The sequence below is a fragment of the Paraburkholderia sp. PAMB 6770 genome (assembly GCF_057748135.1).
On record NZ_CM173238.1, the window covers coordinates 1,730,966 to 1,753,520 of the forward strand.

Here is a 22,555-nt window from a genome sequence, read left to right on the forward strand (position 1 = left end):
CTGCCCGCGCCGCGTTCCTCGCGCGCGGGCAGGGCATGGAGCGCAAAGAACCTTATGTCGACCACCCTGGAACTCGCCGCCGGACGGCCCGCGGTGCGCGCGATGCCGACGCCGCCCGCCGGCGCACAGAGCGTCTGCGCCGAGCTGATTGGCGAACTGATCAATCTGGCGGGCCGTCAGCGGATGCTGTCGCAGCGCATCGTGCTGCACGTGCTGCTTGCGTCGCACGGCGAGCCGGGCGCGCTCGACGTGGCGCGCGACAGTCTTGCGACGTTCGCGCAGACGCACACGCAACTGGTCGATGGCGATACGCGCCTGCCCGGCGTCTTTTCCGCCGCGCTGCGCGAGCTGTATTTCGGCGGCCGCCGCGCGCACGAGCAGGTGCGGCGCTTCATCGACAGCGTCGAGGCCGCGCTCGCGGCGCTCGCCATCGAAGCGGCCGCCAGCAAGGCCAACGCGGCAAATGAAGTCAACAAGGTCGGCAAGGCCGACCGCGCGAACAGCGCGAAAAACGCCAACAGCGCGAACGCCGCCGACCCGGCCGGCGAGGCCGGCGGGCGGGCCGCGGTGGCCGGTCTCGTCGCGCAGGCGAGCCCGCTGCTCGCGCTGCTGCAGGACATCACGCTCGCTTACCAGCACGAGATGCGCGGCGTCGAGGCGGCCGCGCGCAGGCGCCAGAACGAGATCGCCGAGCGGCTGGCAGGCATTTCGATGCAGGCGAACCTCGTCGCGCTGAACGCGCGCATCTCGGCCGCGCGCGCCGGCCATTACGGCCGCGAATTCGCGGTGATCACGACGGTGCTCGCCGACATCATCAAGGAAATGGACGCGCTGATCCAGCGCGTCGTCGACCCGCGCGGCGCCGAGGCGCCGGCGCAGCCCCTTGCACAGCGGCGCGCGGGCGCCGTTCGCATCCACCCTTAACTTCCCCTTGCGAGACCAGGCCATGAGACATCTGCTGAATTCGTTGACGAGCGGTAACTGGCGCGCGCTGCTCGCGTGCTTCCTGTATTTCGATACCGGCTTCACCGTGTGGGTGATGCTCGGCCCGCTGGCCCCGTTCATCCACAAGGACATCGCGATGTCGCCCGCGCAGCTGGGCTTTCTCGTGGCGGTGCCGGTGCTGGCCGCGGCGATCCTGCGGGTCACGCTCGGCAACCTCTACCAGGCCTGCGACGGCCGGCGCGTCGCGCTGCTCGGCGTGGCGCTGTCGGCGCTGCCGCCGGTGGTGCTGCTGCTCGCGCCGGGCACGCCGTCGTATCTGATGTTGCTCGTACTCGGCGTTTTCCTCGGCGTCGGCGGCGCGAGCTTCGCAGTTGCGTTGCCGATGGCCGGCAGCAACTATCCGCCGAAGGTGCAGGGTCTGGTCCTGGGGCTTGCCGCGGCGGGCAACATCGGCGCGGTGCTCGACGGCTTCCTGTTTCCGGGCCTCGCCGCCCATTACGGCTGGACCCGCGCCGCGGGCGCCGCGTTGCCGCTGCTCGCGCTTGCGGCCGTCGCGCTGCTGTTCTGGGCAAAGGATCTCGGCGTCAAGTCGGGCAGCGCGCGGCGGGCGTTCGCGAGCTTCGCGGCGACACTCGCCGGGCTCCTCGCGCTCGTGCTCGCGGTGCATGCCGGCGTGTTCGGCGCCGGCAGGACCGGCGTGCTGCTGCTGCCGGTGCTCGGCGCGCTGCTCGCGATCGCGGTGCTGCCGAAGCACTACCGCAGCGTGCTGTCCGAAGGCGATACGTGGGTCGTGATGCTCGTCTACAGCATCACGTTCGGCGGCTTCGTCGGGATGTCGTCGTATGTGACGACGCTGCTCGTGTCGCTCTACCAGTTGCCGAAGCTCGATGCGGGCCTGTGCATGTCGCTGCTCGCGTTCACCGGCGCGATGGTGCGGCCGGTGGGCGGCTGGGTGGCCGACCGCATCTCCGGGGTGCGCGCGCTGGTGCTGCTGCTGGCCGGCATCTCGCTGTGCGACTTCGCGTTCGCTGCGTGGATGCCGCCGCTGCCGGCGGGCATTGCGCTGCTGGTGGCGACCTATCTGTGCTTCGGTCTCGGCAACGGCGCGACGTTCCAGCTGGTGCCGCAGCGGTGGAAGGGGCGCACCGGGCTGATGTCGGGCATCGTCGGCGCGGCGGGCGGCATCGGCGGCTTCTATCTGCCGGTCATCATGGGCATCGCGAAGGAAAGCACCGGCAGCTACCAGATGGGCTTCGCGACGTTCGGCGCAATCGCGGCCGTCGCGTTCGCGCTGGTCGTGCTGCATCGCGCGCGCTGGCTCGCGTGGGCGTTGCCGGCCGACAGCGCAGCGGCGGCGCCGGTGCCGCTGCAGGCCGCGGTCCGTATCGACAGCGGCGCGTGATCCGCGCGTTCGTTGCGCGGCAGGGGGGTATCCGAAGCGAGGGAGGTCTCGCGACGGGCGGCGTTTCCCTGTTTTCTTGCTGGTTTGCCTGGGTTGCCTGGTTTGCCTGGGTTGCCCCCGTGCGGGGCGGCACCTGCTTTTCTTTGCAGGTTGTTGGAACAAAAGTTGACCAGGGCGTGCCGCTTGAGCCCGGCCCGGAGGTATTCGGCCGGCTTCAGATCGGGCGCGTAACCGGGCAGCAGGGCCATCTGTACGGCGCCGTTCGTGCTGTCGAGGTATTCGCGTACGATGCGGCTCCTATTTTTAATAAGTCTCAATGATTCCCCTGGAAAGCCCGCTGAAAAGAAAGGGGCTTTTGCATTCTGGAGGTCGGCGCGTCACCGGTCGCTATACGGGCCTGCGTAGTGGACCTCTCCCAACATCCCGTCAAAGCCACCGCCTTGCTGCAAGCCCTCGTTTTGTCCCTGCATGAAAATCACGGCCGGCGCCAAGGCCATTGCCATTTCCCACGCGGGCCACAACATGACGCCCACCTCCATCAGTTCCTGGTTCACGCCCAGGATCATCATCGTCCAACTGTAGCCCCGGAGCCAGCCTACTGCGAGATCGTAGTAGACCGTAGGGCCTTGCAGTTGCTCGATCGTGAGGTCGGGGCCGCGACAGCCTTCTGTGACATAGACTGTGCCACTGCTCGGGAAGGCGACCGTAGCGCCCGTGAGGCTGAGTTCATGCCCGTGAAGCGTGATCTTTGGAAGCGCCAACTCCGGCTTGCGCAGCAGCCCCGAAAGTGACGTGGAGAAGCCCAATCCCGCTCCACCGTAGTTGAATCGCTGCGAAATCCCCTTTGGGTCTTTCAGCGCGAACATGCCCTTCGAGGCAGCAAAGTCTCCAAGACCGCCGCCGCCACCCGCACGGGTGTCGAAAGTCCATGCGCTTTCTTTCCGGATAGGGATCACTGTCTGTTCTCCCATCCCCGAAACGGAACGTTGCGCACACCAGCAATGATGAAAAGCGCGGACACTACCGTCAGCATCAGCGTATTCATCCAAAGGCTTCCGAACGTATCAAGCCTCGCGCTGCGCTCCGGGTTCTCCTGGCGGTATCGAACGGCCACCCGATCCCCTACGTCCTGGGAAATGTCGCCATTCGCGGAAAACGTGACCTTGTTCCCGTTGACATCCGTGAAGACGACATGCGGGTGATGCGGGCCGATTGGCGTGGCGACCACCACCCCGTCTGCCGTCCGGGTCGAGCCGATATAGTCGAGCGTGCTGCAGGCGGAATACGCAGCCCCGATCGCCACCGCGCCGCCAACCGTCAATGCCAGGTAGTTGAACTTGGGCATGCTACTTTTTTTCGATGTTTTCTTTGATGTCGAACTGGGCCGTCACGGTTCCTTTGGACGTTCCCAATTGATCCTGGACGGTGTATTCCTGCTTCACGCGAGCGAACGAAAGCGTCACGCGCTCCCAATACTTGCCCGCAGCCGCAGTGGGTTCGACGCCGGTAATCACCACGTCGCCCAACGTGATCTTGAGGAATTCGAAAGGCAGGCCACCTGCTTTTCGCACGCTAAGCACCGCCTTCGGGATATGGCGACCCGTCAGGCAGTAGCGCATCAGATTGGGGCTGGCGCGATCAATCGCGTGGACGAACTCCAGATCGTTGACTGTGGCCTTGCCCGCGCCGCCACCGGACCCCGACATCATGGAGGACTGCTGACTCATTTTCCACTGCCAGCCCGTAGCATCAATCTCGCCTTGATGAATGGCGTCCTGCGCCTCACCTGCAATGCCGTCAATCCTGATGAACATATCCGACATACGCACCCACCCGTTCGTGCGATAAACAGGCGAGTGGACACCAAACGCAGAGGAATGTCCATCGACCACAATCAAAACCACAATCAAAACCACAATCAAAATCGGACAAGTCAGGGAAATGCCATCCATCGCGAGCCGCGATCGTGCAACAGCCAGACGCGCAACACGTCATGCGCGCCGCCGCGCCTGATCGTCACGATCGTCGTCCACGCCGGCGAGCGCCGCGTCCGGCAGGCCGGCCATCGCTTCGCCGATCGCGTGTCCGACGAGGATTACGGCCGGGCTGCCGAATCCGGCTTCGCCCGCGCGCGCGGCGAGCGCGGCAAGCGGCGCGAGCAGATGACGCGCGCCCGCGCTGCCCGCCGACTGCACGACGGCGGCGGGCGTGCTGCCCGGCAGCGTGTTCATCAGCGCGGTGCAGATCCGGCCGATCCGGCTCATTCCCATGTAGATCGCGAGCGTCGTGCCGGCGGCGGCGAGCGCGGCCCAGTCGGGCTCGCTGTCGTCGCGCAGATGGGCGGTCACGAACGTGACGCCCTGGCAATGGTCGCGATGCGTGAGCGAGATGCCGAGCGCGGCCGCGGCCGCAAAGCCGGCCGACACGCCGTTGACGATCTCGAACGCAATGCCCGCGCGCCGCAGCGGCGCGAGTTCTTCGCCGGCGCGGCCGAACAGCAGCGCGTCGCCGCCCTTGACGCGCATCACGTGCTTGCCCGCGCGTGCATGGCGCAGGATCAGACGCTCGATGAACGCCTGCGGCGTCGAGCGGCACCCGCCGCGTTTGCCGACGCGCACGATACGCGCCTGCGGCGCGAGCGCGACGATGTCCGGATTGACGAGATCGTCCAGCAGCACGACGTCGGCGCTCGCGAGCAGCCGCGCGGCGCGCAGCGTGAGCAGATCGAGGTCGCCGGGGCCCGCGCTCAGCAGCGTGACCTTGCCGCGCGCGGCGGGGGGTGTCGAGATGTCCTGTTCCATGCGATGACCTGCGAGTCGTCGGGACGCGGACCTCCCCTGCGTGTCGCGGCGGTGCGGGGCCGGAATCGAATGGCGCGCGCCCGTCATGCTCGACGAGGGGACGCCATTGTCCTCGGGTGGGTTCCGAATCGGGCCGGCGCGCGACGTGCGCCGCGCGTGAGCGGGCGGGACGGGCATGCGCCGGTGCGCAGGCACCGTTGCCGCGCACGGCGAACGCTGCAACATCCGCGCCAGCTTCGTGGCGAGCGGGGCGCGCGTCGCTCGCGATTACCGCTCCGCCCGCGCCGTCCCTCGCGCGCACTACGCACACCCCCTCCGCACACCCCGCCGGGTCGCCCATGACGCAGACCGCCTGCACGCAACGGGTGCTGCGTCGCACCATTGTTGTGCCGGGCTGCCTCGAAATGCATCGCGCCGGCGACGGCGCCGCGCCTGCGTGCCGCACGCGGTTCCCGTCGCGGCCGGCGGGGCGGGCCCTGCGCGGCGGTGCGCGTCGATGGCACGGCCCTTGCATTAAACGATGCGCCGGATCAACGAAGGTCCGGCGAGCGAGCAGCAAAAGTCATCTCCTTGGTATACGGGCTTTTGGACAACGGCGTCCCCCGAATCTGGTCATTGCAGACTGGATCCGCGGGACGCCTTTTTTTTGCCGGACGCACATCATGTCCCACATCGCGTTGAACAACGAAGCATCGCCGGTCACGAACGTCGTCGTGATCGGTCACGGAATGGTCGGCCACAAGCTGCTGGAGTGCCTTGCCGCCGATACCCGCGCGGCCCTGCACGTCACGGTGCTGTGCGAGGAGCCGCGCCCGGCCTACGACCGCGTGCATCTGTCCGAATACTTTTCGGGCCGCAGCGCGGACGACCTGTCGCTCGTCGCGCCGGGCTTCTTCGAGCGCGAGAACGTGCTGCTGCGCCTGAATGCGTGCGCGGTGTCGATCGACCGCGCGGCGCGCACGGTGCAGATTTCGACCGGCGAGTCCCTCTCGTACGACAAGCTCGTGCTCGCAACCGGCTCGACGCCGTTCGTGCCGCCGATCGACGGCAACGACCGCGCCGGCTGCTTCGTGTACCGCACGATCGAGGATCTCGAAGCGATGCAGGCCTGCGGCGCGCGCGCGCAATCCGGCGTCGTGGTCGGCGGCGGGCTGCTCGGCCTCGAATGCGCGAAGGCGCTGCGCGACATGGGCCTCGACACGCACGTGGTCGAGTTCGCGCCGCGTCTGATGGCCGTGCAGATCGACGAGGCCGGCGCGCAGGTGCTGCGCGGCCGGATCGAGGCGCTCGGCGTGCACGTGCATACCGGGCGGCAGACGGTCGCGATCGTCGACGGCGAAGCAGGCGCGCACCGGATGCAGTTCGCCGACGGCGCGCATCTGGACACCGACATGATCGTGTTCTCCACCGGCATCCGCCCGCGCGACGCGCTCGCCCGCGCGTGCGGGCTCGAAACCGGTCCGCGCGGCGGCGTGGCGATCGACAACGTGTGCCGCACGAGCGATCCGGACATCTACGCCATCGGCGAGTGCGCCGCATGGAACGGCCTCGTCTACGGGCTCGTCGCGCCGGGCTACGAGATGGCGCGCGTCGCCGCGCAGCATCTGCTCGGCGGGGACGCGGCCTTCGCGGGCGCCGACATGAGCACGAAACTCAAGCTGATGGGCGTGGATGTCGCGAGCATCGGCGATGCGCACGGCAAGACGCCGGGCAGCCGCAGCTACCAGTTCTGCGACGAGCGCAAGCAGATCTACAAGAAGCTCGTCGTCTCCGACACGGGCAAGCAGCTGCTCGGTGCGGTGATGGTCGGCGACGCGGCCGAGTACGGCACGCTGCTGCAGATGATGCTCAACCGCATCGCGCTGCCCGAGTCTCCGGAGTTCCTGATCCTGCCGGCCGCCGACGGTACGGCGAAGCCCGCGCCCGGCGTCGACGCGCTGCCCGGGACCGCGCAGATCTGCTCGTGCAACAGCGTCTCGAAGGACGAGATCTGCGCGGCCGTGCGCGCCGGCGCGACGCAGATCGGCGCGCTCAGGCAGGCGACCTGCGCGGGCACGTCGTGCGGCGGCTGCGTGCCGCTCGTCACCCAGGTGATGAAAGCCGAGATGAAGAAGCAGGGGCTCGCGGTCGACAATCATCTGTGCGAGCACTTTCCCTATTCGCGCGAGGCGCTTTATCACATCGTGCGGGTCGAGCGCATCGAGAGCTTCGACGCGCTGCTCGCGAAGTACGGCCACGGGCTCGGCTGCGACATCTGCAAGCCGACCGTCGCGAGCATTCTCGCGTCGTGCTGGAACGCGTTCGTGCTGAAGAAGGAGCATGCGGGGCTGCAGGACTCGAACGACGCCTTCCTCGCGAACATCCAGCGCGACGGCACGTATTCGGTCGTGCCGCGCATGCCGGGCGGCGAAGTGACGCCGGAGGGGCTGATCGCGGTCGGCCAGGTCGCGAAGAAATACGGTCTCTACACGAAGATCACCGGCGGCCAGCGCGTCGACCTGTTCGGCGCGCGCGTCGAGCAGTTGCCGCTCATCTGGGAAGCGCTGATCGCGGCCGGCTTCGAGTCGGGCCATGCGTACGGCAAGGCGCTGCGCACCGTGAAGTCGTGCGTCGGCTCGACGTGGTGCCGCTACGGCGTCGGCGATTCAGTGGGCCTCGCGGTCGCGCTGGAAAACCGCTACAAGGGCCTGCGCTCGCCGCACAAGCTGAAGTTCGGCGTGTCCGGCTGCACGCGCGAATGCGCGGAAGCGCAGGGCAAGGACGTCGGCGTGATCGCCACCGAGAAAGGCTGGAACCTGTACGTGTGCGGCAACGGCGGGATGAAGCCGCGTCACGCCGAACTGCTCGCGGTCGATCTCGATCGCGACACGCTCGTGCGCTACATCGACCGCTTCCTGATGTTCTACGTGCGCACGGCCGACCGGCTGCAGCGCACGAGCGTCTGGCGCGAGAACCTCGAAGGCGGACTCGCGTATCTGACCGACGTGATCGTGCACGACAGCCTCGGTCTCGCGGCGGAACTCGAAGCGCAGATGCAGCACGTCGTGGACACCTACGAATGCGAGTGGAAAAAGGCGGTGACCGATCCGGCCGCGCGCCAGCGCTTCCGCCACTTCGTGAACAGCGAGCAGCCGGACAGCAACGTGCGCTTCGTCGAGGCGCGCGGCCAGATCCGCCCGGCGACGCCGGCCGAAAAGACCGCGACGCCGCCTTTCCCGGTGCCGGTCGTCGCCGAAACGGTATGAGCCGCGCCTGTTTCGACCTTCACTGCAGCGAGGAAAACATCATGAATCAGGAGCATGACGGGCACGCCTGGGTCCGGGTCTGCGCACTCGACGACATTCTGCCGAACACCGGCGTGTGCGCGCTCGTCAACGGCCAGCAGGTGGCGGTCTTCAACGTCGGCGGCGCGACGGGCGACGTGTACGCGATCGACAACCTCGATCCGTGCTCGCACGCGGCCGTGCTCTCGCGCGGGCTCGTCGGCAGTCTCGGCGAGCGCGTCGTGGTCGCCTCGCCGATCTACAAGCAGCACTTCGATCTGCGCACGGGCGAATGCCTCGAAGCACCGCAGCACTCGGTCGCCGCGTTCGCCGCGCGCGTCGAGGACGGGCACGTGTGGGTCGCGGCCTGAGCGGCGCGCACCCGCGCGAACCCGCCGCGGCACGCGTGCCGCGGCGCAACCCAGGACGGTCAGAAAGGCACGGCAAGCGATGAGCAGCACGAGCGTCAAGACAGTGTGTCCCTACTGCGGAGTCGGCTGCGGGATGATCCTGCAGGTCGAGGACGGCGAGGTCGTGAAGATCGTCGGCGACACGGAGCATCCGGCCAACTACGGACGGCTGTGCACGAAGGGTTCGTCGGCGCACGTCGCGCTGCGCCGCTCCGGCCGTCTCGAAAGCGCGTTCCGGCGCCGCGCGCGCGCGAGCGATCCGATTCCGGTGCCGCTCGACGACGCGCTCGCCGACACCGGCCGCCGCCTGCGCGCGCTCGTCGACGCGCACGGCCCGGATGCGCTCGCGTTCTACGTGTCGGGGCAGATGTCGATCGAGGCGCAGTATCTCGTCAACAAGCTCGCGAAGGGCTTCGTGCGCACCCGCCATATCGAGTCGAACTCGCGCCTGTGCATGGCGAGCGCCAGCAGCGGCTACAAGCTGTCGCTCGGCGCGGACGGGCCGCCGGGTTCGTATCAGGACTTCGAGCGCGCGGACCTGTTCTTCGTGAGCGGCGCGAACATGGCCGACTGCCATCCGATCCTGTATCTGCGGATGATGGAGCGCGTGAAGGCCGGCGCGCGGCTGATCGTCGTCGATCCGCGCCGCACCGCGACGGCCGACAAGGCGCATCTGCACCTGCCGATCCGCGCGGGCACCGACCTCGCGCTGATGAACGGGCTGCTGCATCTGCTCGTCGAGAACGGGAAGATCGACCATGCGTTCATCGACGCGCATACCGAAGGCTGGGACGCGATGCCCGCGTTCCTCGCGGACTATCCGCCCGCGCGGGTGGCCGCGCTCACGGGGCTCGCCGAGGCCGACATCCGCCAGGCCGCGCAATGGCTCGGCGACGCGCGCGAATGGCTGAGCCTGTGGACGATGGGGCTGAACCAGAGCACGCACGGCACCTGGAACACCAACGCGGTGTGCAACCTGCATCTCGCGACCGGCCGCATCGGCCGGCCGGGCAGCGGTCCGTTTTCGCTCACCGGCCAGCCGAACGCGATGGGCGGGCGCGAGATGGGCTACATGGGCCCGGGGCTGCCGGGGCAGCGCTCGCTGCTCGTCGCCGAGGACCGCGCGTTCGTCGAGGATCTGTGGCGCGTGCCGCGCGGCACGCTGCGCACGGACGCCAACGACGGCACGATCGACCTGTTCGCGCGGATGGCCGCGGGCGAGATCAAGGCCTGCTGGATCATCTGCAGCAATCCGGTCGCGAGTGTCGCGAACCGGCAGAACGTGATCGCGGGGCTGCAGGCGGCCGAGCTGGTGATCGCGCAGGATGCGTTCCTCGACACCGAAACGAACCGCTACGCGGACGTGCTGCTGCCGGGCGCGCTGTGGGCCGAGGCCGACGGCGTGATGACCAACTCCGAGCGCAACCTGACGCTGATGCAGCAGGCCGTCGCCGCGCCGGGGGCCGCGCTGCCGGACTGGCAGATCGTCGCGCGCATCGCGTGCGAAATGGGGTTTGCCGACGCGTTCGGCTACGCGTCGGCCGAGGAGGTCTTCGCGGAGCTCGCGCAGGCGTCGAACCCGCAGACCGGCTACGACCTGCGCGGCGCGAGCCATGCGCGGCTGCGCGAGACGCCGCTGCAATGGCCGTGCGCGCCGGACGGCCCCGAGCGCAATCCGCTGCGCTACCAGAACGACGGCGCGCATCAGCCGCTCACGGTGCTCGCCGACGGCACGCGGCCGCGGCTCGTGTTTCCGACCGCGAGCGGCCGCGCGCGCTTTTTCGCGCGCCCGCACGTCGCGCCGGCGGAGCAGCCGGACGACAGCTACCCGCTCGTCCTCAATACCGGGCGGCTGCAGCATCAGTGGCACACGATGACGAAGACCGGCAAGGTCGCGATGCTCAACAGGCTCAACCCGCGGCCGTTCATCGAGATTCATCCCGACGACGCGGCCGCGCTCGGCATTGCCGCGAACGAGCGCGTCGAGGTGCGCTCGCGGCGCGGCCGCGCGGTGCTGCCGGCGACGCTGAGTCCGCGCGTGCAGCCAGGCAACTGCTTTGCGCCGATGCACTGGAACGATGTGTTCGGCGAGGACCTGTGCATCAATGCGGTGACGAGCGATGCGACCGATGCGCTGTCGCACCAGCCCGAACTGAAATACTGCGCGGTCGCGCTGAGCCGCGTCGCGCCCGATCCGGCCGCGCCGGACGACGGCGACACCGGCGCCGCCGGTGAATCCCGCGACGCGGCCGCGCTCGCTGCCGTGAACGTCGTCGCCGGGCCGCGCGCGCTTGCCGGGGCGGCTGCCGGCCACGCCACGTCCGTCCCGCCCGCCCCCCCGCTGTCCGAGGAACCGCCGATGTCCCGTATCGATGCCATGGCCGCGCTGCTCGGCTTGCCGGCCGCGCCCACGCTCGGCGACGCCGAGCGCCACTATGTCGCGGGTTTTCTGGGCAGCCTGCACGCTGCGGACGCGGTGCGCGACGGCAGCGTGCCGGTGTTGCCGGCCAGCGCGCCGCTCGCCGGCGCGGCGCGGCTCTGGGTCGACGGCATGCTGGCGGGCCTCTACAGCCGCGCGCCGTCTGCCGGGGCGCGGCCCGCGCCCACGCTGCCCGCGCCGGCAGCGGCGGCCGCGCAAACGAGCGTGCGCATCGCGCATGCGCGGCCGAAGGTGCTGCTGCTGTGGGCGTCGCAGACCGGCAACATCGAATCGCTGACCGAACGGTATGCGACGCAGCTGATGGAGTCGGGCTTCGAGATCCGCACCGCGTGCATGGCCGACGCCGACGTCGCGACGCTCGCGAAAGCGCAGTACGCGCTGCTGATGACGAGCACGTTCGGCGACGGCGACCCGCCGGACAACGGCGCGCACTTCTGGGACGCGCTCGCGGCGGCCGCCGCGCCGCGCCTCGACGCGGTGCGTTTCGCGGTGCTCGGCTTCGGCGACCGCAACTACGAGCAGTTCTGCGGGCACGGGCGCCGGCTCGACGCGCGGCTCGCCGCGCTCGGCGCGACGCGTCTGCTCGCGCGCGCCGACTGCGACGCCGGGTTTCAGCCCGCCGCCGACCAGTGGCTCGAACGGGTGGTCGCGCGCATCAAGGAAGAGGACGCCGCGCTGCATGCGGTGCCCGCGCAGGGGATGATTCCGTCGGTGTTGCCCGGCGAGACGCCGACGCGCGCGCGTCCCGCGCCGTCGCGCCTCGTCACGAACCTGCGGCTGAATCCGCACGGCGCGCAGAAGGAAACGCGCTATGTGTCGCTCGCCAGCGCGGACGCGGCGCTCGATTACGAAGTGGGCGACGCGCTCGGCGTCTGGCCGCGCAATTGCCCGGCGCTCGTCGACGAACTGATCGGCCTCGTCGGCGCCGATGCGAACGCCGAGGTGAACGTGGCCGGCATCGGCGCGATGCGTCTGGCCGACGCGCTCGCGCAGCACTACGAGATCGCGCGGCCGAGCCCCGAGGCGCTCGCGCATATCGCCGCGCGCGGGCGCGCCGCGCCGCTGCAGGCGCTGCTCGCCGACGCGCGCCGCGCCGAGCTGAAGCAGTGGCTGTGGGGGCAACAGCTTGCGGACGTGCTGCACGAGTATCCGCTGAAGATGCCCGCCGCCGAACTCGTCGGCGTGCTGAAGCGGCTGCAGCCGCGGCTCTATTCGATCGCGTCGAGCCCGAGCGCGCATCCGGGCGAGGTCCATCTGACCGTCGCCGCGGTCCGCTACAGCAATGGGCGGCGCGAGCGCAAGGGCGTGTCGTCAACGTTTCTCGCGGACCGCGCGGGTGACGTCAGCGTGCCGGTGTTCGTGCACCGCTCCGCGCACTTCCGCCCGCCGCGCAACGGCGATGCGCCGATGATCATGGTCGGGCCGGGCACCGGCATCGCACCGTTTCGCGGCTTCCTGCACGAGCGGCTCGCGCGCGGCGAGCGCGGCCGCAACTGGCTGTTCTTCGGCGAGCAGCACGCGGCGAGCGATTTCTACTACCGCGACGAGCTCGACACGATGCGCGCGAAGGGCCTGCTCACGCGCCTCGATCTGGCGTTCTCGCGCGATCAGGCCGACAAGATCTACGTGCAGGACCGCATGCGCGAACAGGGCGCCGAGCTGTGGGCCTGGCTCGAAGCGGGCGCGTATTTCTACGTGTGCGGCGACGCGAGCCGGATGGCGAAAGACGTCGATACGGCGCTGAAGCAGGTGGTCGCCGCGCACGGCGGGATGAGCGAGGACGACGCGCAGGCGTACGTCGGCCGTCTCGCGCGCGAAAAGCGCTACGTGCGCGACGTCTACTGAGCGGGCCGCAGCGCCGGCAACACCTGCGCGAGCTCCGCGCAGACGCGGGCGATCACGCTGTCCCAGTCGCCCGCGGCCGGCTGGCGCAGCACCCGCAGGGTCGGATACCACGGGCTGTCCTCGCGCGCGTCCAGCCAGCGCCAGCAACTGTCGAAGCGGTTGAGCAGCCACACCGGCCGGCCGAGCGCGCCGGCCAGATGCGCGACCGACGTGTCGACCGCGAGCACCAGGTCGAGCTGGTCGACGAGCGCGGCGGTGTCGTCGAAGTCGTGCAGCGCGTCGCCGTGATCGACGAGCGCCGGGCCCGGCCAGCCCGCTTGCCGCAGCGCATGCCATTGCGCGCGAGCGGCCTCGCCCACCTGCAGGCTGTGGAACTCGGCCTGCACGGCGCCGAGCGGCGCGAATCGTTCGAGCGGGATCGAGCGGCGCGCATCGAGCGGGCGCAGCACGGCCTGGGCCGCGTGCGGCGCGCCGGCCCACACGAGGCCGATGCGCGCGCGCCGGCGCGGGCCGAGGCGCGCCGCCCACGCGCGCGCTGTCTCCTCCGGCGGCGCCAGATACCGGTGCGGCGCGGGCACCGTGTCGAGCGTCGTGCGGAACGCGTACGGCAGACTGGGCAGCGGGCAGTGCAGATCGCAGTCGGGCAGCGGCGCATCCGGCCCGATCGCCCGGGCGACACCCGGCATCCGCCCGACCAGCCCGACCAGCGGTGCCTGGACCTGCACGGTCACCTCGGCGCCGAGCGCCGCGACGAGCGGCACGTAGCGGCAGAACTGCAGCGTGTCGCCGAGTCCCTGTTCCGCATGCAGCAGGATGCGCGCGCGCGGCGGCAGCGGCTGCCCGGTCCACTGCGGCACCGCGAAGCGCCGGCGCGCGGCGCCGAACTGCGCGCTGTCGTGGCGCCATTCGAACCCGGCCCAGCCCTCCGGGTAGTGCCCGAGCGCGAGCAGGCACAGCCCGCGGTTCAGATGCGCGCTCGCGTGGTTTGGCGCAAGCGCGAGCGCTGCGTCGTACGCGTCGAGGGCGTCCGCATGACGGCCCAGGGCATCGAGCACGAGCGCGCGGTTGCAGTGCGCGTCGGCGTGCTCCGGGTCGAGGCGCAGCGCGGCCGCGAATGCGTCGAGCGCGGCCTCGTGACGGCCCGCGTAATGCAGCGCCAGACCGCGATGGCTGACGATTGCCGGGTGATACGGATCGAGCGCGTGCGCGGCGTCGTAGGCGGCGAGCGCCGCGTCGTAGTCGCCGAGCGCGCATAGCGCGTCCGCGAGCCCCCAGTGCGCCGCGGCATGGCGCGGCAGCCGCGCGAGCGCGGCGCGCTGCGCGTCGGCGGCTGCGCGGTAGCGGCGCGCCGCGAAGAGCGCGAGGCCGAGATTGAAGTGCGCAAGCCCGTAGTCGGGATCGAGCGCGAGCGCGGCGCGGAAATGATCGATCGCGGCCGCCGTGTGCCCGAGCGCCTGGCTCGCCAGTCCGACGTTGTTGCGAAACACCGCGTTGGCGGGCGCGCAGCGCACCGCGCGCTCGTAGTTCGCAAGCGCCGGTTCGTGGAGACCGAGTGCGTAGAGCGCGTTGCCGCGCTGGTTCAGCGCGTCCGCGTGATCCGGTTCGAGACCGAGCGCCGCTTCGTAGCTGCTCGCCGCCGCCGCGTGCTGGCCCGCGCGCTGTTGGGCCTCGCCGCGCACGAAGTACGCGTCGGGGCGCGCGCCGTTCAGCGCGAGCGCGCGATTGGCCCAGTCGATCGAGGCGGCCGGGTCTTGCTCGTGCAGCGCGATCAGTGCGAGGAACAGCAGCGTCTCGACCGAATCGGGCTCGGCTTCGAGCGCTTGCAGACAGACGTCGCGTGCCTGCGCGGCTTCGCCGCTGCGGTACAGGGCGGCGCCTTGCAGCAGGAGCGCGTGTGCGCGCGACGCGGCGCCGGAATCGGTAGGGCTCATGCGGACCGGAGAGGACGGACGGACTGCCAGTATACGGTGCGCTCGCGCGTGCGGCGTACCGAAATTGGCGCGGGCGCGGGCGGCCTCAGGGCTCGGGGCCGAGGGTGCGCTCTGTCTGTCATGCTTTGCGTGTCGTACTTTGCCCGCCGTGCTTTGCGTGTCGTGCATTGCGTGTCGTGCTGTGCCCGCCGCGCTTCGCCTGGCGCGCTTTTGGTACCATTCACGCTTTTGAAAAAACGTCGGGATCCGCGTGAGCCGCCTGTCCGTCTCGTCCATCTATCGATTCTGCCGTGCGCTCGTGTCCGGCTGTGCGGGCGTTCTCGCGTTTGTCGCGCACGTCGCGCTCGCGCTGCTGCGTCTCGCGTGGGCACTCGCGCTGCCGCTGCTCGCGCGCGCCGGCTACCATCTGCGGCATCCGACCCGGCGCGGCGTGCTGCTTGCATGCGCGACGCCGCCCGCGCTCGTGCTGCTGTACGTGATCGCGCTGATTCCGTTCACGCCGAGCATCAGCGACATCCGCAAGGCGCGCGTCGACGAGCCCGCCCAGATCCTGTCGGCCGACGGCAAGCTGCTCGCGGTCTTCAAGCCGTCCAACCGCAAGTGGGTGTCGCTCGACCAGATCTCGCCGCACATGGTCGATGCGCTGATCGCGACCGAGGACCATCGCTTCTACGAGCATCACGGGATCGACTGGCGGCGCACCGCGTCGGCCGCGCTGCACACGTTCGGCGGCGACCGCCAGGGCGGCTCGACGATCACGCAGCAGCTCGCGCGCAACCTCTATCCGGACGAGATCGGCCGTGCGCCGACGCTCACCCGCAAGATCAAGGAAGCGATCACCGCGCTGAAGATCGAGTCGGTCTACAGCAAGCAGCAGATTCTCGAAACCTATCTGAATACGGTGCCGTTCCTGTACAACGCGTACGGCGTCGAGATGGCCGCGCGCACCTACTTCGGCAAGCCGGCCGCGCAGCTCGACATTCTGGAGAGCGCGACGCTCACCGGCATGCTGAAGGGCAATAGCTACTACAACCCGGTGCTGAACCCGGAGCGCGCGCTCGCGCGGCGCAACACGGTGCTCGGGCAGATGGTCAAGTACGGCAAGCTGTCGCCGGCCGAGTTCGCGGTGCTGCGGCGCAAGCCGCTGCGCGTCGACTTCCAGCGCCAGATCGAGCCGCCCGGACCCGCGCCGCACTTCGCGCAGCAACTGCGCAAGTGGCTGATCGCATGGGCCGATGCCCACGACTACAACATCTACTCGGACGGGCTCGTCGTCCATACGACGATCGACTCGCGGCTGCAGGCGATGGCCACCGCCGCGGTCGCCGCGCAGGGCCGCTCGCTGCAGGCGATCGCCAACGGCGAGTGGAACCCGCGCACCGGCTGCTCGCCGGCGAGCGAGCCGTTCCGCACGTTCCTGCGCGAGACGCCCGAGTATCATGCGGCGCGCGCGGGCGGCGCGAGCGACGCGGAGGCGCTGCGCCAGCTCGGCAAGGATCGCGACTTCGTGCTCGAACTGTGCCGCGCGAAGGCCGACGTGCAGGCGGGTTTTCTCGCGATCGATCCGCGCAACGGACAGATCCGTGCGTGGGTGGGCAGCCGCGATTTCGCGGACGAGCCTTACGATCACGTGCAGCAGGCACGTCGCCAGCCGGGTTCCACGTTCAAGCCGTTCGTGTACGGCGCCGCATTCGCGGCGGGCTTCACGCCGTCGGATACGTTCATCGACGAGCCGGTGGAGATTCCGGTAAAGGGCGGCGAGATCTGGCGCCCGAACGACGACGAGCCGCCGACCGGCAAGCCGATGACGCTGCGCGACGCGCTCGCTTACTCGCGCAACCGGATCACCGCGCAACTGATGGAGCAGATCGGTCCGGAGCGGGTCGTGCGGGTGGCGCGCGCGATGGGCGTGCGCGACAGCGCGCTCGATCCGGTGCCCTCGCTCGCGCTCGGCACGAGCCCGGTGACGATCAAGGAGATGGTGTCGGCCTATGCGACGATCGCGAACGATGGCGCGTACCTCGAACCGCGCATGGTGACGAGCATCGACGACCGCCACGGCAACGTGCTCGCGCAATTCGCGCCGGCCGCGCCGGAGCAGGCGTTGCCGGTCGCCGCGGACCGGACGCTGATCGACGTGATGCGCGATGTCGTGAACCGCGGCACCGGCACGGCCATCCGCACGCGCTTCGGGATTCGCGCCGACGTTGCCGGCAAGACCGGCACCACCCAGGGCGACACCGACGGCTGGTTCATCATGATCCAGCCGCAACTGGTGGCAGGCGCATGGGTCGGCTTCGACGACGGGCGCGTGACGCTCGGCAACGTATGGGGGCAAGGCGCGCGCAGCGCGCTGCCGATCGTCGGCGATTTCTTCTCGCGCGCGCTGCGCGCGCGGCTCATCGACGCGCATGCGCGCTTCGACACCACCGTCGAGCCGAGCGCCTATGCGCGTCTGCGCGACAAGCTGCGGGCGTGGATCGCCTATCTGTCGGGCGGGCATCCGGCTCCGGCGCCCGCGGCGCATCGTCCGGCGGCGCGGGCGGTGCATCCGGCGCATCCGGCATCGAATGTTCCGCCGGCGTCAGTGGCTTCGGCCGCTTCGGGCGCGGCGGCCAGTGCCGCTGCTGCGGGGCGGGGTGTGCCGCCGGGTGCGCCGGGTGCGGCCGGCGTGTCCGTTGCGCCGGTCGTGCCGGCCGCATCGCAGCCCGGCGCCGCGCACACGCTGCCGCCGCTGCTGCCTGAACCCGGCACGCCGGGGACGTCGGGCGTGCCGGGCAGCGGTACCGGCGCGGGGGGCCACGCGGGCACGCAGCCGCCCGTGATGCTCGCGCCGACCGTGGCGCCGCCGGACAACGGCCTGCCTGTCGAAACGCAGAGCACGACGCCGACGCCCACGCCGGATATGCCGGAGGCCGCGTCCGGGGCCTCTTCGCAGCCCTGACAGGCGGTCCTCGCAGGCAGTGCGGTTATGCGGTGCTGTTATGCAGTACCGGTAGACAGCACTGACGGCCGCGCGAGTTCGCTCAGCCTGCCGCGCGCGCGATGACCGGCTCGCAGTCGATCGGGAAGTTGACGGAGTTCGCGATATAGCAGTGCGCGTGTGCCCGGTGATGCAGCGTTTCGGCGAGCGCCGCGTCGTCGCCCGCGCGGATCAGTACGCGCGGGCGCAGCACGATGCGCGTGAAGCGGCCCCCGGCGGGGCTGTCGAGCATCGTGCCTTCGGCGTCGTCGGTGTAGTCGAGCACCGCGATGCCCGCATCCGCGCACAAATGCAGATACCAGAGCTTGTGGCACGCGGAAGCGGACGCGACGAGCAGTTCCTCCGGGTTCCAGCGCGCGGGGTCGCCGCGAAACGCGGGATCCGACGAGCCCGCGATGTCGGCCTTGCCGCTGCTGCGGATCGTGTGCTCGCGGCCGTAGTCGCGGTAGCCCGACGTGCCGGTGCCGCGATTGCCGGTCCATTGCACCGTGACGTGATAGCGATGCGCGTGTTCGACCATGCGTGTCTCCGGGAAAATGAACGCGCCCGGGCGCGCAGCGGATCGCCGGCTGGCGGGCGCCGTCGACTATACCGTACGCGTGGCGGTCTTATTCGATGCGCGCAGCGGAGAGGGCCGCGCGCGGGTTCGATGCGCACCGCCGGTAAAACCATGCGACGGTGCAGCCCGATTGCACGAGCAGGAGGGGGCGGGTGCCTTCATCGGGCAGGACGAAGCGGCGCATCTTGAAATAAAGCCGCGGATAAGCAAAAAGAACGACGGGCAGAGACCGCAGGGTCGTCGTGACGATTGCGCATAACGAGGTTCCGCTTCTCCACCAGACCCAACTGGTGAACCATCCGTTGCCGCCACGCCGCTGGCAAAGCCTGCCACGATCCTCCGCGCCCGCGCGATGAACCGGAACGTGCTGGTCCAACTGTTGCGTATGCATGCGCCGCACGTGAGGGTTTCCATGATGAATGCGCTTTTTGAACGGACGGCTCGAAACCCGTGGGAATCCAAAGCCCGACAGTGAAAGTTCAAAGCGTGCTTTCACGCGGCCGAACGAATGTCTGGAAGGAGGTGAAAGGGGAGAAAAGGGGAAAAATTGCCGGCGGGAACGCAGTGCCAAAGCGTTGAATATTTCCTTAAGCGTTCGAAAAAATACGACCTGACGAGTGCTGAAAATAGTTAAAGACCATGCGTGACGGATCAATGCCGCGCGATCCGGCAAGCGGAAACCAGGCTGAAAAAATGGGCCAGGTGCGTCCCGCAAAACGATGCGGCTTCGGCCAGCCAGATATCCTGGTTGGTACCGAAGCCGCGCATGGAATGTGCCGTAGTGTTACAGGTGATCGCGACGCCGGCATCGCAGCAAACCTCGCGGACCGCACCCGATCGGCAACGCTTGCGCCTAGAACGTGTGGCGCATGCCCACCGTCACGACGAGTTGCGAGTCGGTCGACGACGGCGCGGCCGTGTTGATCATTGCCTCGTCGAGCACCGTGCCGGCGGGGCCGCCATGCACGTGCTGATACACGCCTTCGAGGTAGAAGTCGGTGCGCTTGCTGACCGAATAATCGGTTTGCAGCATCACCGTGTTCCAGCCCGGCGACGCGCTCGTGCCGGCATCGCTGTAGCGGCCCGACGTGAACGTGTACGCTGCCGACAGCGTGAGCGCCGACGTGAGCGCATATTTCGCGTTCAGCTCGTAGTTGTCGAGACGCAGGCTTCCGGGCAGCGCCATGTAGCTGCCGAGGCCGAGCGACAGCACGCTCGACAGATTGTCGAGCTGCGTGTGACTCCACACGAGGCCGAGCGTCGCCGGCCCGATCGCGTAGCTGCCGCCGACGCCCCAGATGCGCTGCCGGGCGGCGATGAAGTTCGCGCTGCCGTCGCCTTGTGCGACCGCACCGTTGTCGTTCGTGCCGAGCACGCCGCCGCCGGCGTTGTTGAACTGCAGGTAGCCCCCCGCGAGATTGAGCGGGCCTTGCGAATAGCCGGCGCTGAAACCGTATGCGCGGTTGTTCGCAAAGCCGTTCGCGGCGTTGCTGAACGAGTACATGCCCTCGGCCGACAGTCCGTGAACGGTCGGGCTCACATACTTCACCGTGTTGTTGGGCACCACCGAGTCGGCCGCCAGATTGTCGTTCTCGAACGGATGCGCGGCAAGGTTGCCGCCCCACGTATTGCTGCCGGCCGTGAGCGGACCGAGCAGATCGTTCAGGACATCGAACTGACGGCCGAACGTCAGCGTGCCATACGCATCGCTTTGCAGGCCGACCCACGCCTGCGAACCGAACCCGTCGCCGGGGAACGCCATGCCGCCGTTGTTCAGGTTGAAACCCTGTTCGAGCTTGAAGATCGCATGCAGTCCGCCACCCAGATCCTCGCTGCCTTTCAGGCCGAACACCGTGTTCTGCGTGGCGCTGCTGACCTCCTGCCAGTTGTGGCTGCCGCCTTCGTTGCTGGTGTATTGCAGGCCCGTGTCGATCAGGCCATACAGCGTCACGCTGCTTTGCGCGTGCGCGGTGACGGCAAACGCGCCGGTGACGGCGAGGCTGAGCAGGCTTTTTTTCATATCTGTAAGCTCCATGAGTGAATCAGTAACGGCTGCGAGAGTGAATCCGGCCGGACAATGAGAGTGAATTGACGGGTCTTGCCGGATGGGTCTTGCCGGATGCGGGATAAAACGATTCCCCCCGTAATTGCGACGAATCGCATTACGCCAGATGAGATGAACGGGTCCGGGACTGCGACAGAATGGCGCATGGGCCCGCACTGGGCGGTCCATGCGCGATGTCTGGAATCAGCCGGATAAAAAGGGTATCAAGATCAATAACCGGAAAATAAAAATAGTGAAAAAATGTGCTCTGTTATCCGGATAGATTTATTCATTCGCGAAGCTGCGTACCAATATAACCATGAAATAAATCCGCTGCGCGCGGGGTGACGCGAATGTCGCGGACCGTGGTGAATCCGCAACACGTGGCCGGGACGTGCGAACCGGCATCGTGCATCGGCGTGCCGGTTTCGTGCGCCATGCACCGGCCCGACGCAGATCGACCGGCGGGCGATCTTTGGTGCGAAATCTGGAACGTTGAATTTCCAGATCCTGTCTGTCGGTGCACGACCCGCGACGCTATTCTTGCATCGCGCTTTCTCGCACCCTCGAGTGAGCGTTCATACCTCTGTCAACCCCAACGTGGCCCGTTGGGGTCTTTTTTTGTCCCGCGTCTGAGCGTCGTTTCACCCGTCCTCCTGCGCCGTACGGCCGTATCGGCACGCGCGAGCCGCGCCCCATTTTCCCCGTCCCCGCCGCGATTCGTTTACGATCACGCTGTCAGAGCGCGCTTCGGCACGCGTCGCAACGTTTCAGGTTTTATGTCCATGTCTATTTTCGGAATCGGTCTTTACGTCATCATCGCGATATTTTTCGCGATCCATGCGGTCCGCACCGGCCAGAACATGTACTGGCTCCTGCTGCTGTTCCTGTTTCCGCTGCTCGGCAGCGCGGTGTATCTGTTCGCGGTCTATCTTCCCGATCTGCGCGGGTCGCGCGGCGGGCGGGCGGCGTCGCGCGCGCTCACGCGCCTCGTCGATCCGGACCGCGCGGTGCGCGCCGCGCGCGCGAACTTCGATCGCGCGCCGACGGTCGAGCACCGGCTGCGTCTCGGCGCCGCGCTGTTCGACGCCGGTGACGCGCGCGGCGCGCTCGACCACTATCAGGCGGCAGCGAACGGGCCGTTCGCGCATGATCCGGCCGTGCTGCTGGGAATGGCGCGCGCGCAGGTCGCGCTCGGGGACGCCGCAGCGGGCGACGCCACGCTGACGACGCTGTTCGGCGCCGCGCCGCAGATGCGTCAGCAGCCCGAGCCTGCGCTGCTGTATGCGCGGGCGCAGGCGGCGCTCGGCGCACCGGGCGCGCGCGCTGCGTTCGAGCAGGCGCTCAGTTGCGCAAGCGACGCGGCGCCGCGCTGCCTGTTCGCCGACTGGCTGGCGGCGCAGCCCGAGCGCGCGGATCGCGCGCGGGCGCGCAGCCTCTATCAGGACATCGTCAATGACGCGCGCCACTGGCCGCGGCACGCACGCGAGCATAACCGCGAGTGGCTGATGCGCGCGCAGACAGCGCTTGCGGCGGGCGGCGAGCAGCCGTGACGAACGCGCGCTAGAATCGGGCGCGGTTCACGGACGACCGGTTGCCGCGCGGCGCGCGGCCCATCAACTTCAGAGGAGCAGGGTGTGATCTACGAAATGGCGAATATCGCCGTGATAGCAGGCAAGGAAGAAGCGTTCGAGGCGGGCGTCGCGCAGGCGCTGCCGCTGTTTCACCGTGCGCGAGGCTGCCACGGCGTGGAGCTGCATCGCAGCATCGAACAGCCGGATCACTATGTGCTGATGGTCCAGTGGGAAACGCTCGATGATCACATGGTGCATTTCCGCGGCTCGGAGGACTTCCAGACCTGGCGCAGCCTCGTCGGTCCGTATTTCGCGCAGCCGCCGGTTGTCGGGCATACCGAGGTCGCGGTTCGCTGAG

General features: G+C 68.8%; 16 protein-coding genes and 1 pseudogene. 8 read left to right on the forward strand and 9 right to left on the reverse strand.

What is annotated here, in order from left to right:
• Nucleotides 1-102 precede the first annotated feature (102 nt).
• Together AC3AP7_RS07895 and AC3AP7_RS07900 are read left to right on the forward strand one after the other, a co-directional pair.
• A complete protein-coding gene (locus AC3AP7_RS07895) occupies nt 103-924 on the forward strand; it encodes a type IV pili methyl-accepting chemotaxis transducer N-terminal domain-containing protein (protein WP_475768035.1) in 822 nt (273 codons plus the stop codon).
• A 22-nt stretch (nt 925-946) separates the two neighbouring features.
• On the forward strand, nt 947-2,347 hold the full coding sequence (locus AC3AP7_RS07900; protein WP_475764202.1) for an MFS transporter: 1,401 nt from the start codon (nt 947-949) through the stop codon (nt 2,345-2,347).
• A 146-nt stretch (nt 2,348-2,493) separates the two neighbouring features.
• Here the strand turns inward: AC3AP7_RS07900 and AC3AP7_RS07905 are convergent.
• The 5 genes and pseudogenes from AC3AP7_RS07905 to cobA all read right to left on the reverse strand — a co-directional run.
• Nucleotides 2,494-2,649, reverse strand: a pseudogene (locus tag AC3AP7_RS07905) (IS630-like element ISCARN39 family transposase); the annotation flags it as partial.
• A 75-nt stretch (nt 2,650-2,724) separates the two neighbouring features.
• Entirely contained in the window at nt 2,725-3,303 is a 579-nt protein-coding gene (locus tag AC3AP7_RS07910) for a hypothetical protein (RefSeq protein ID WP_488324821.1), read from the reverse strand.
• Nucleotides 3,300-3,692 carry a DUF3592 domain-containing protein gene (locus tag AC3AP7_RS07915; protein ID WP_475764198.1) on the reverse strand — a complete coding sequence of 131 codons (393 nt, stop codon included), beginning with the start codon at nt 3,690-3,692 and terminating at the stop codon, nt 3,300-3,302. Before AC3AP7_RS07915 ends, AC3AP7_RS07910 begins: the two co-directional genes overlap by 4 nt.
• Before the next feature lies 1 nt (nt 3,693).
• Entirely contained in the window at nt 3,694-4,170 is a 477-nt protein-coding gene (locus AC3AP7_RS07920) for an Hcp family type VI secretion system effector (protein ID WP_475768033.1), read from the reverse strand.
• Nucleotides 4,171-4,338: 168 nt separating this feature from the next.
• A complete protein-coding gene (cobA, locus tag AC3AP7_RS07925) occupies nt 4,339-5,148 on the reverse strand; it encodes a uroporphyrinogen-III C-methyltransferase (protein ID WP_475764196.1) in 810 nt (269 codons plus the stop codon).
• Nucleotides 5,149-5,810: 662 nt separating this feature from the next.
• Between cobA and nirB the strand changes: the two genes are divergently transcribed.
• The 3 genes from nirB (at nt 5,811) to AC3AP7_RS07940 (ending at nt 13,106) form a co-directional block, all read left to right on the forward strand.
• On the forward strand, nt 5,811-8,393 hold the full coding sequence (nirB, locus tag AC3AP7_RS07930) for a nitrite reductase large subunit NirB (protein WP_475764195.1): 2,583 nt from the start codon (nt 5,811-5,813) through the stop codon (nt 8,391-8,393).
• A 41-nt stretch (nt 8,394-8,434) separates the two neighbouring features.
• Nucleotides 8,435-8,782 carry a nitrite reductase small subunit NirD gene (gene nirD / locus AC3AP7_RS07935; protein ID WP_475764193.1) on the forward strand — a complete coding sequence of 116 codons (348 nt, stop codon included), beginning with the start codon at nt 8,435-8,437 and terminating at the stop codon, nt 8,780-8,782.
• Between the two features lie 79 nt (nt 8,783-8,861).
• Entirely contained in the window at nt 8,862-13,106 is a 4,245-nt protein-coding gene (locus tag AC3AP7_RS07940) for a bifunctional nitrate reductase/sulfite reductase flavoprotein subunit alpha (RefSeq protein WP_475764191.1), read from the forward strand.
• On the opposite strand, the gene AC3AP7_RS07945 is transcribed toward AC3AP7_RS07940, so the two are convergent.
• The gene (locus tag AC3AP7_RS07945; protein ID WP_475764189.1) at nt 13,100-15,037 is read right to left on the reverse strand and encodes a tetratricopeptide repeat protein; all 1,938 of its coding nucleotides are present in this window, start codon (nt 15,035-15,037) and stop codon (nt 13,100-13,102) included. The two genes, AC3AP7_RS07940 and AC3AP7_RS07945, sit on opposite strands and share 7 nt — an antisense overlap.
• Nucleotides 15,038-15,386: 349 nt before the next feature.
• On the opposite strand from AC3AP7_RS07945, the gene AC3AP7_RS07950 reads away from it, so the two are divergent.
• Nucleotides 15,387-17,981, forward strand: a complete 2,595-nt coding sequence (locus tag AC3AP7_RS07950) for a penicillin-binding protein 1A (RefSeq protein WP_475768031.1) — start codon at nt 15,387-15,389, stop codon at nt 17,979-17,981.
• Nucleotides 17,982-18,063: 82 nt separating this feature from the next.
• On the opposite strand, the gene AC3AP7_RS07955 is transcribed toward AC3AP7_RS07950, so the two are convergent.
• The 3 genes from AC3AP7_RS07955 to AC3AP7_RS07965 all read right to left on the reverse strand — a co-directional run bounded on the left by AC3AP7_RS07955 (nt 18,064) and on the right by AC3AP7_RS07965 (nt 20,599).
• Nucleotides 18,064-18,540 (reverse strand): OsmC family protein, encoded by a 477-nt coding sequence (locus AC3AP7_RS07955; RefSeq protein WP_475764187.1) that lies wholly within the window; start codon nt 18,538-18,540, stop codon nt 18,064-18,066.
• Between the two features lie 88 nt (nt 18,541-18,628).
• Nucleotides 18,629-19,234 carry a hypothetical protein gene (locus tag AC3AP7_RS07960; protein WP_487362688.1) on the reverse strand — a complete coding sequence of 202 codons (606 nt, stop codon included), beginning with the start codon at nt 19,232-19,234 and terminating at the stop codon, nt 18,629-18,631.
• 198 nt (nt 19,235-19,432) lie between these two features.
• The gene (locus AC3AP7_RS07965) at nt 19,433-20,599 is read right to left on the reverse strand and encodes a porin (RefSeq protein ID WP_475764184.1); all 1,167 of its coding nucleotides are present in this window, start codon (nt 20,597-20,599) and stop codon (nt 19,433-19,435) included.
• Between the two features lie 809 nt (nt 20,600-21,408).
• Here AC3AP7_RS07965 and AC3AP7_RS07970 point away from each other — a divergent pair.
• Together AC3AP7_RS07970 and AC3AP7_RS07975 are read left to right on the forward strand one after the other, a co-directional pair.
• On the forward strand, nt 21,409-22,176 hold the full coding sequence (locus AC3AP7_RS07970) for a hypothetical protein (protein ID WP_475764182.1): 768 nt from the start codon (nt 21,409-21,411) through the stop codon (nt 22,174-22,176).
• An 84-nt stretch (nt 22,177-22,260) separates the two neighbouring features.
• Nucleotides 22,261-22,554, forward strand: coding sequence for an antibiotic biosynthesis monooxygenase family protein (locus tag AC3AP7_RS07975; protein WP_475764180.1), 294 nt, complete (start codon nt 22,261-22,263; stop codon nt 22,552-22,554).
• Nucleotide 22,555: the final 1 nt, after the last annotated feature.

Excerpts from the sequence above, each read along its gene's own strand:
- AC3AP7_RS07895 (WP_475768035.1), top strand. The coding sequence starts at position 103 with ATGCCGACGCCGCCCGCCGGCGCACAGAGCGTCTGCGCCGAGCTGATT.
- AC3AP7_RS07965 (WP_475764184.1), bottom strand. The coding sequence starts at position 20,599 with ATGAAAAAAAGCCTGCTCAGCCTCGCCGTCACCGGCGCGTTTGCCGTC.
- AC3AP7_RS07900 (WP_475764202.1), top strand. The coding sequence starts at position 947 with ATGAGACATCTGCTGAATTCGTTGACGAGCGGTAACTGGCGCGCGCTG.
- AC3AP7_RS07920 (WP_475768033.1), bottom strand. The coding sequence starts at position 4,170 with ATGTCGGATATGTTCATCAGGATTGACGGCATTGCAGGTGAGGCGCAG.
- AC3AP7_RS07955 (WP_475764187.1), bottom strand. The coding sequence starts at position 18,540 with ATGGTCGAACACGCGCATCGCTATCACGTCACGGTGCAATGGACCGGC.
- AC3AP7_RS07915 (WP_475764198.1), bottom strand. The coding sequence starts at position 3,692 with ATGCCCAAGTTCAACTACCTGGCATTGACGGTTGGCGGCGCGGTGGCG.
- AC3AP7_RS07940 (WP_475764191.1), top strand. The coding sequence starts at position 8,862 with ATGAGCAGCACGAGCGTCAAGACAGTGTGTCCCTACTGCGGAGTCGGC.
- nirB (WP_475764195.1), top strand. The coding sequence starts at position 5,811 with ATGTCCCACATCGCGTTGAACAACGAAGCATCGCCGGTCACGAACGTC.
- nirD (WP_475764193.1), top strand. The coding sequence starts at position 8,435 with ATGAATCAGGAGCATGACGGGCACGCCTGGGTCCGGGTCTGCGCACTC.
- cobA (WP_475764196.1), bottom strand. The coding sequence starts at position 5,148 with ATGGAACAGGACATCTCGACACCCCCCGCCGCGCGCGGCAAGGTCACG.
- AC3AP7_RS07970 (WP_475764182.1), top strand. The coding sequence starts at position 21,409 with ATGTCTATTTTCGGAATCGGTCTTTACGTCATCATCGCGATATTTTTC.
- AC3AP7_RS07945 (WP_475764189.1), bottom strand. The coding sequence starts at position 15,037 with ATGAGCCCTACCGATTCCGGCGCCGCGTCGCGCGCACACGCGCTCCTG.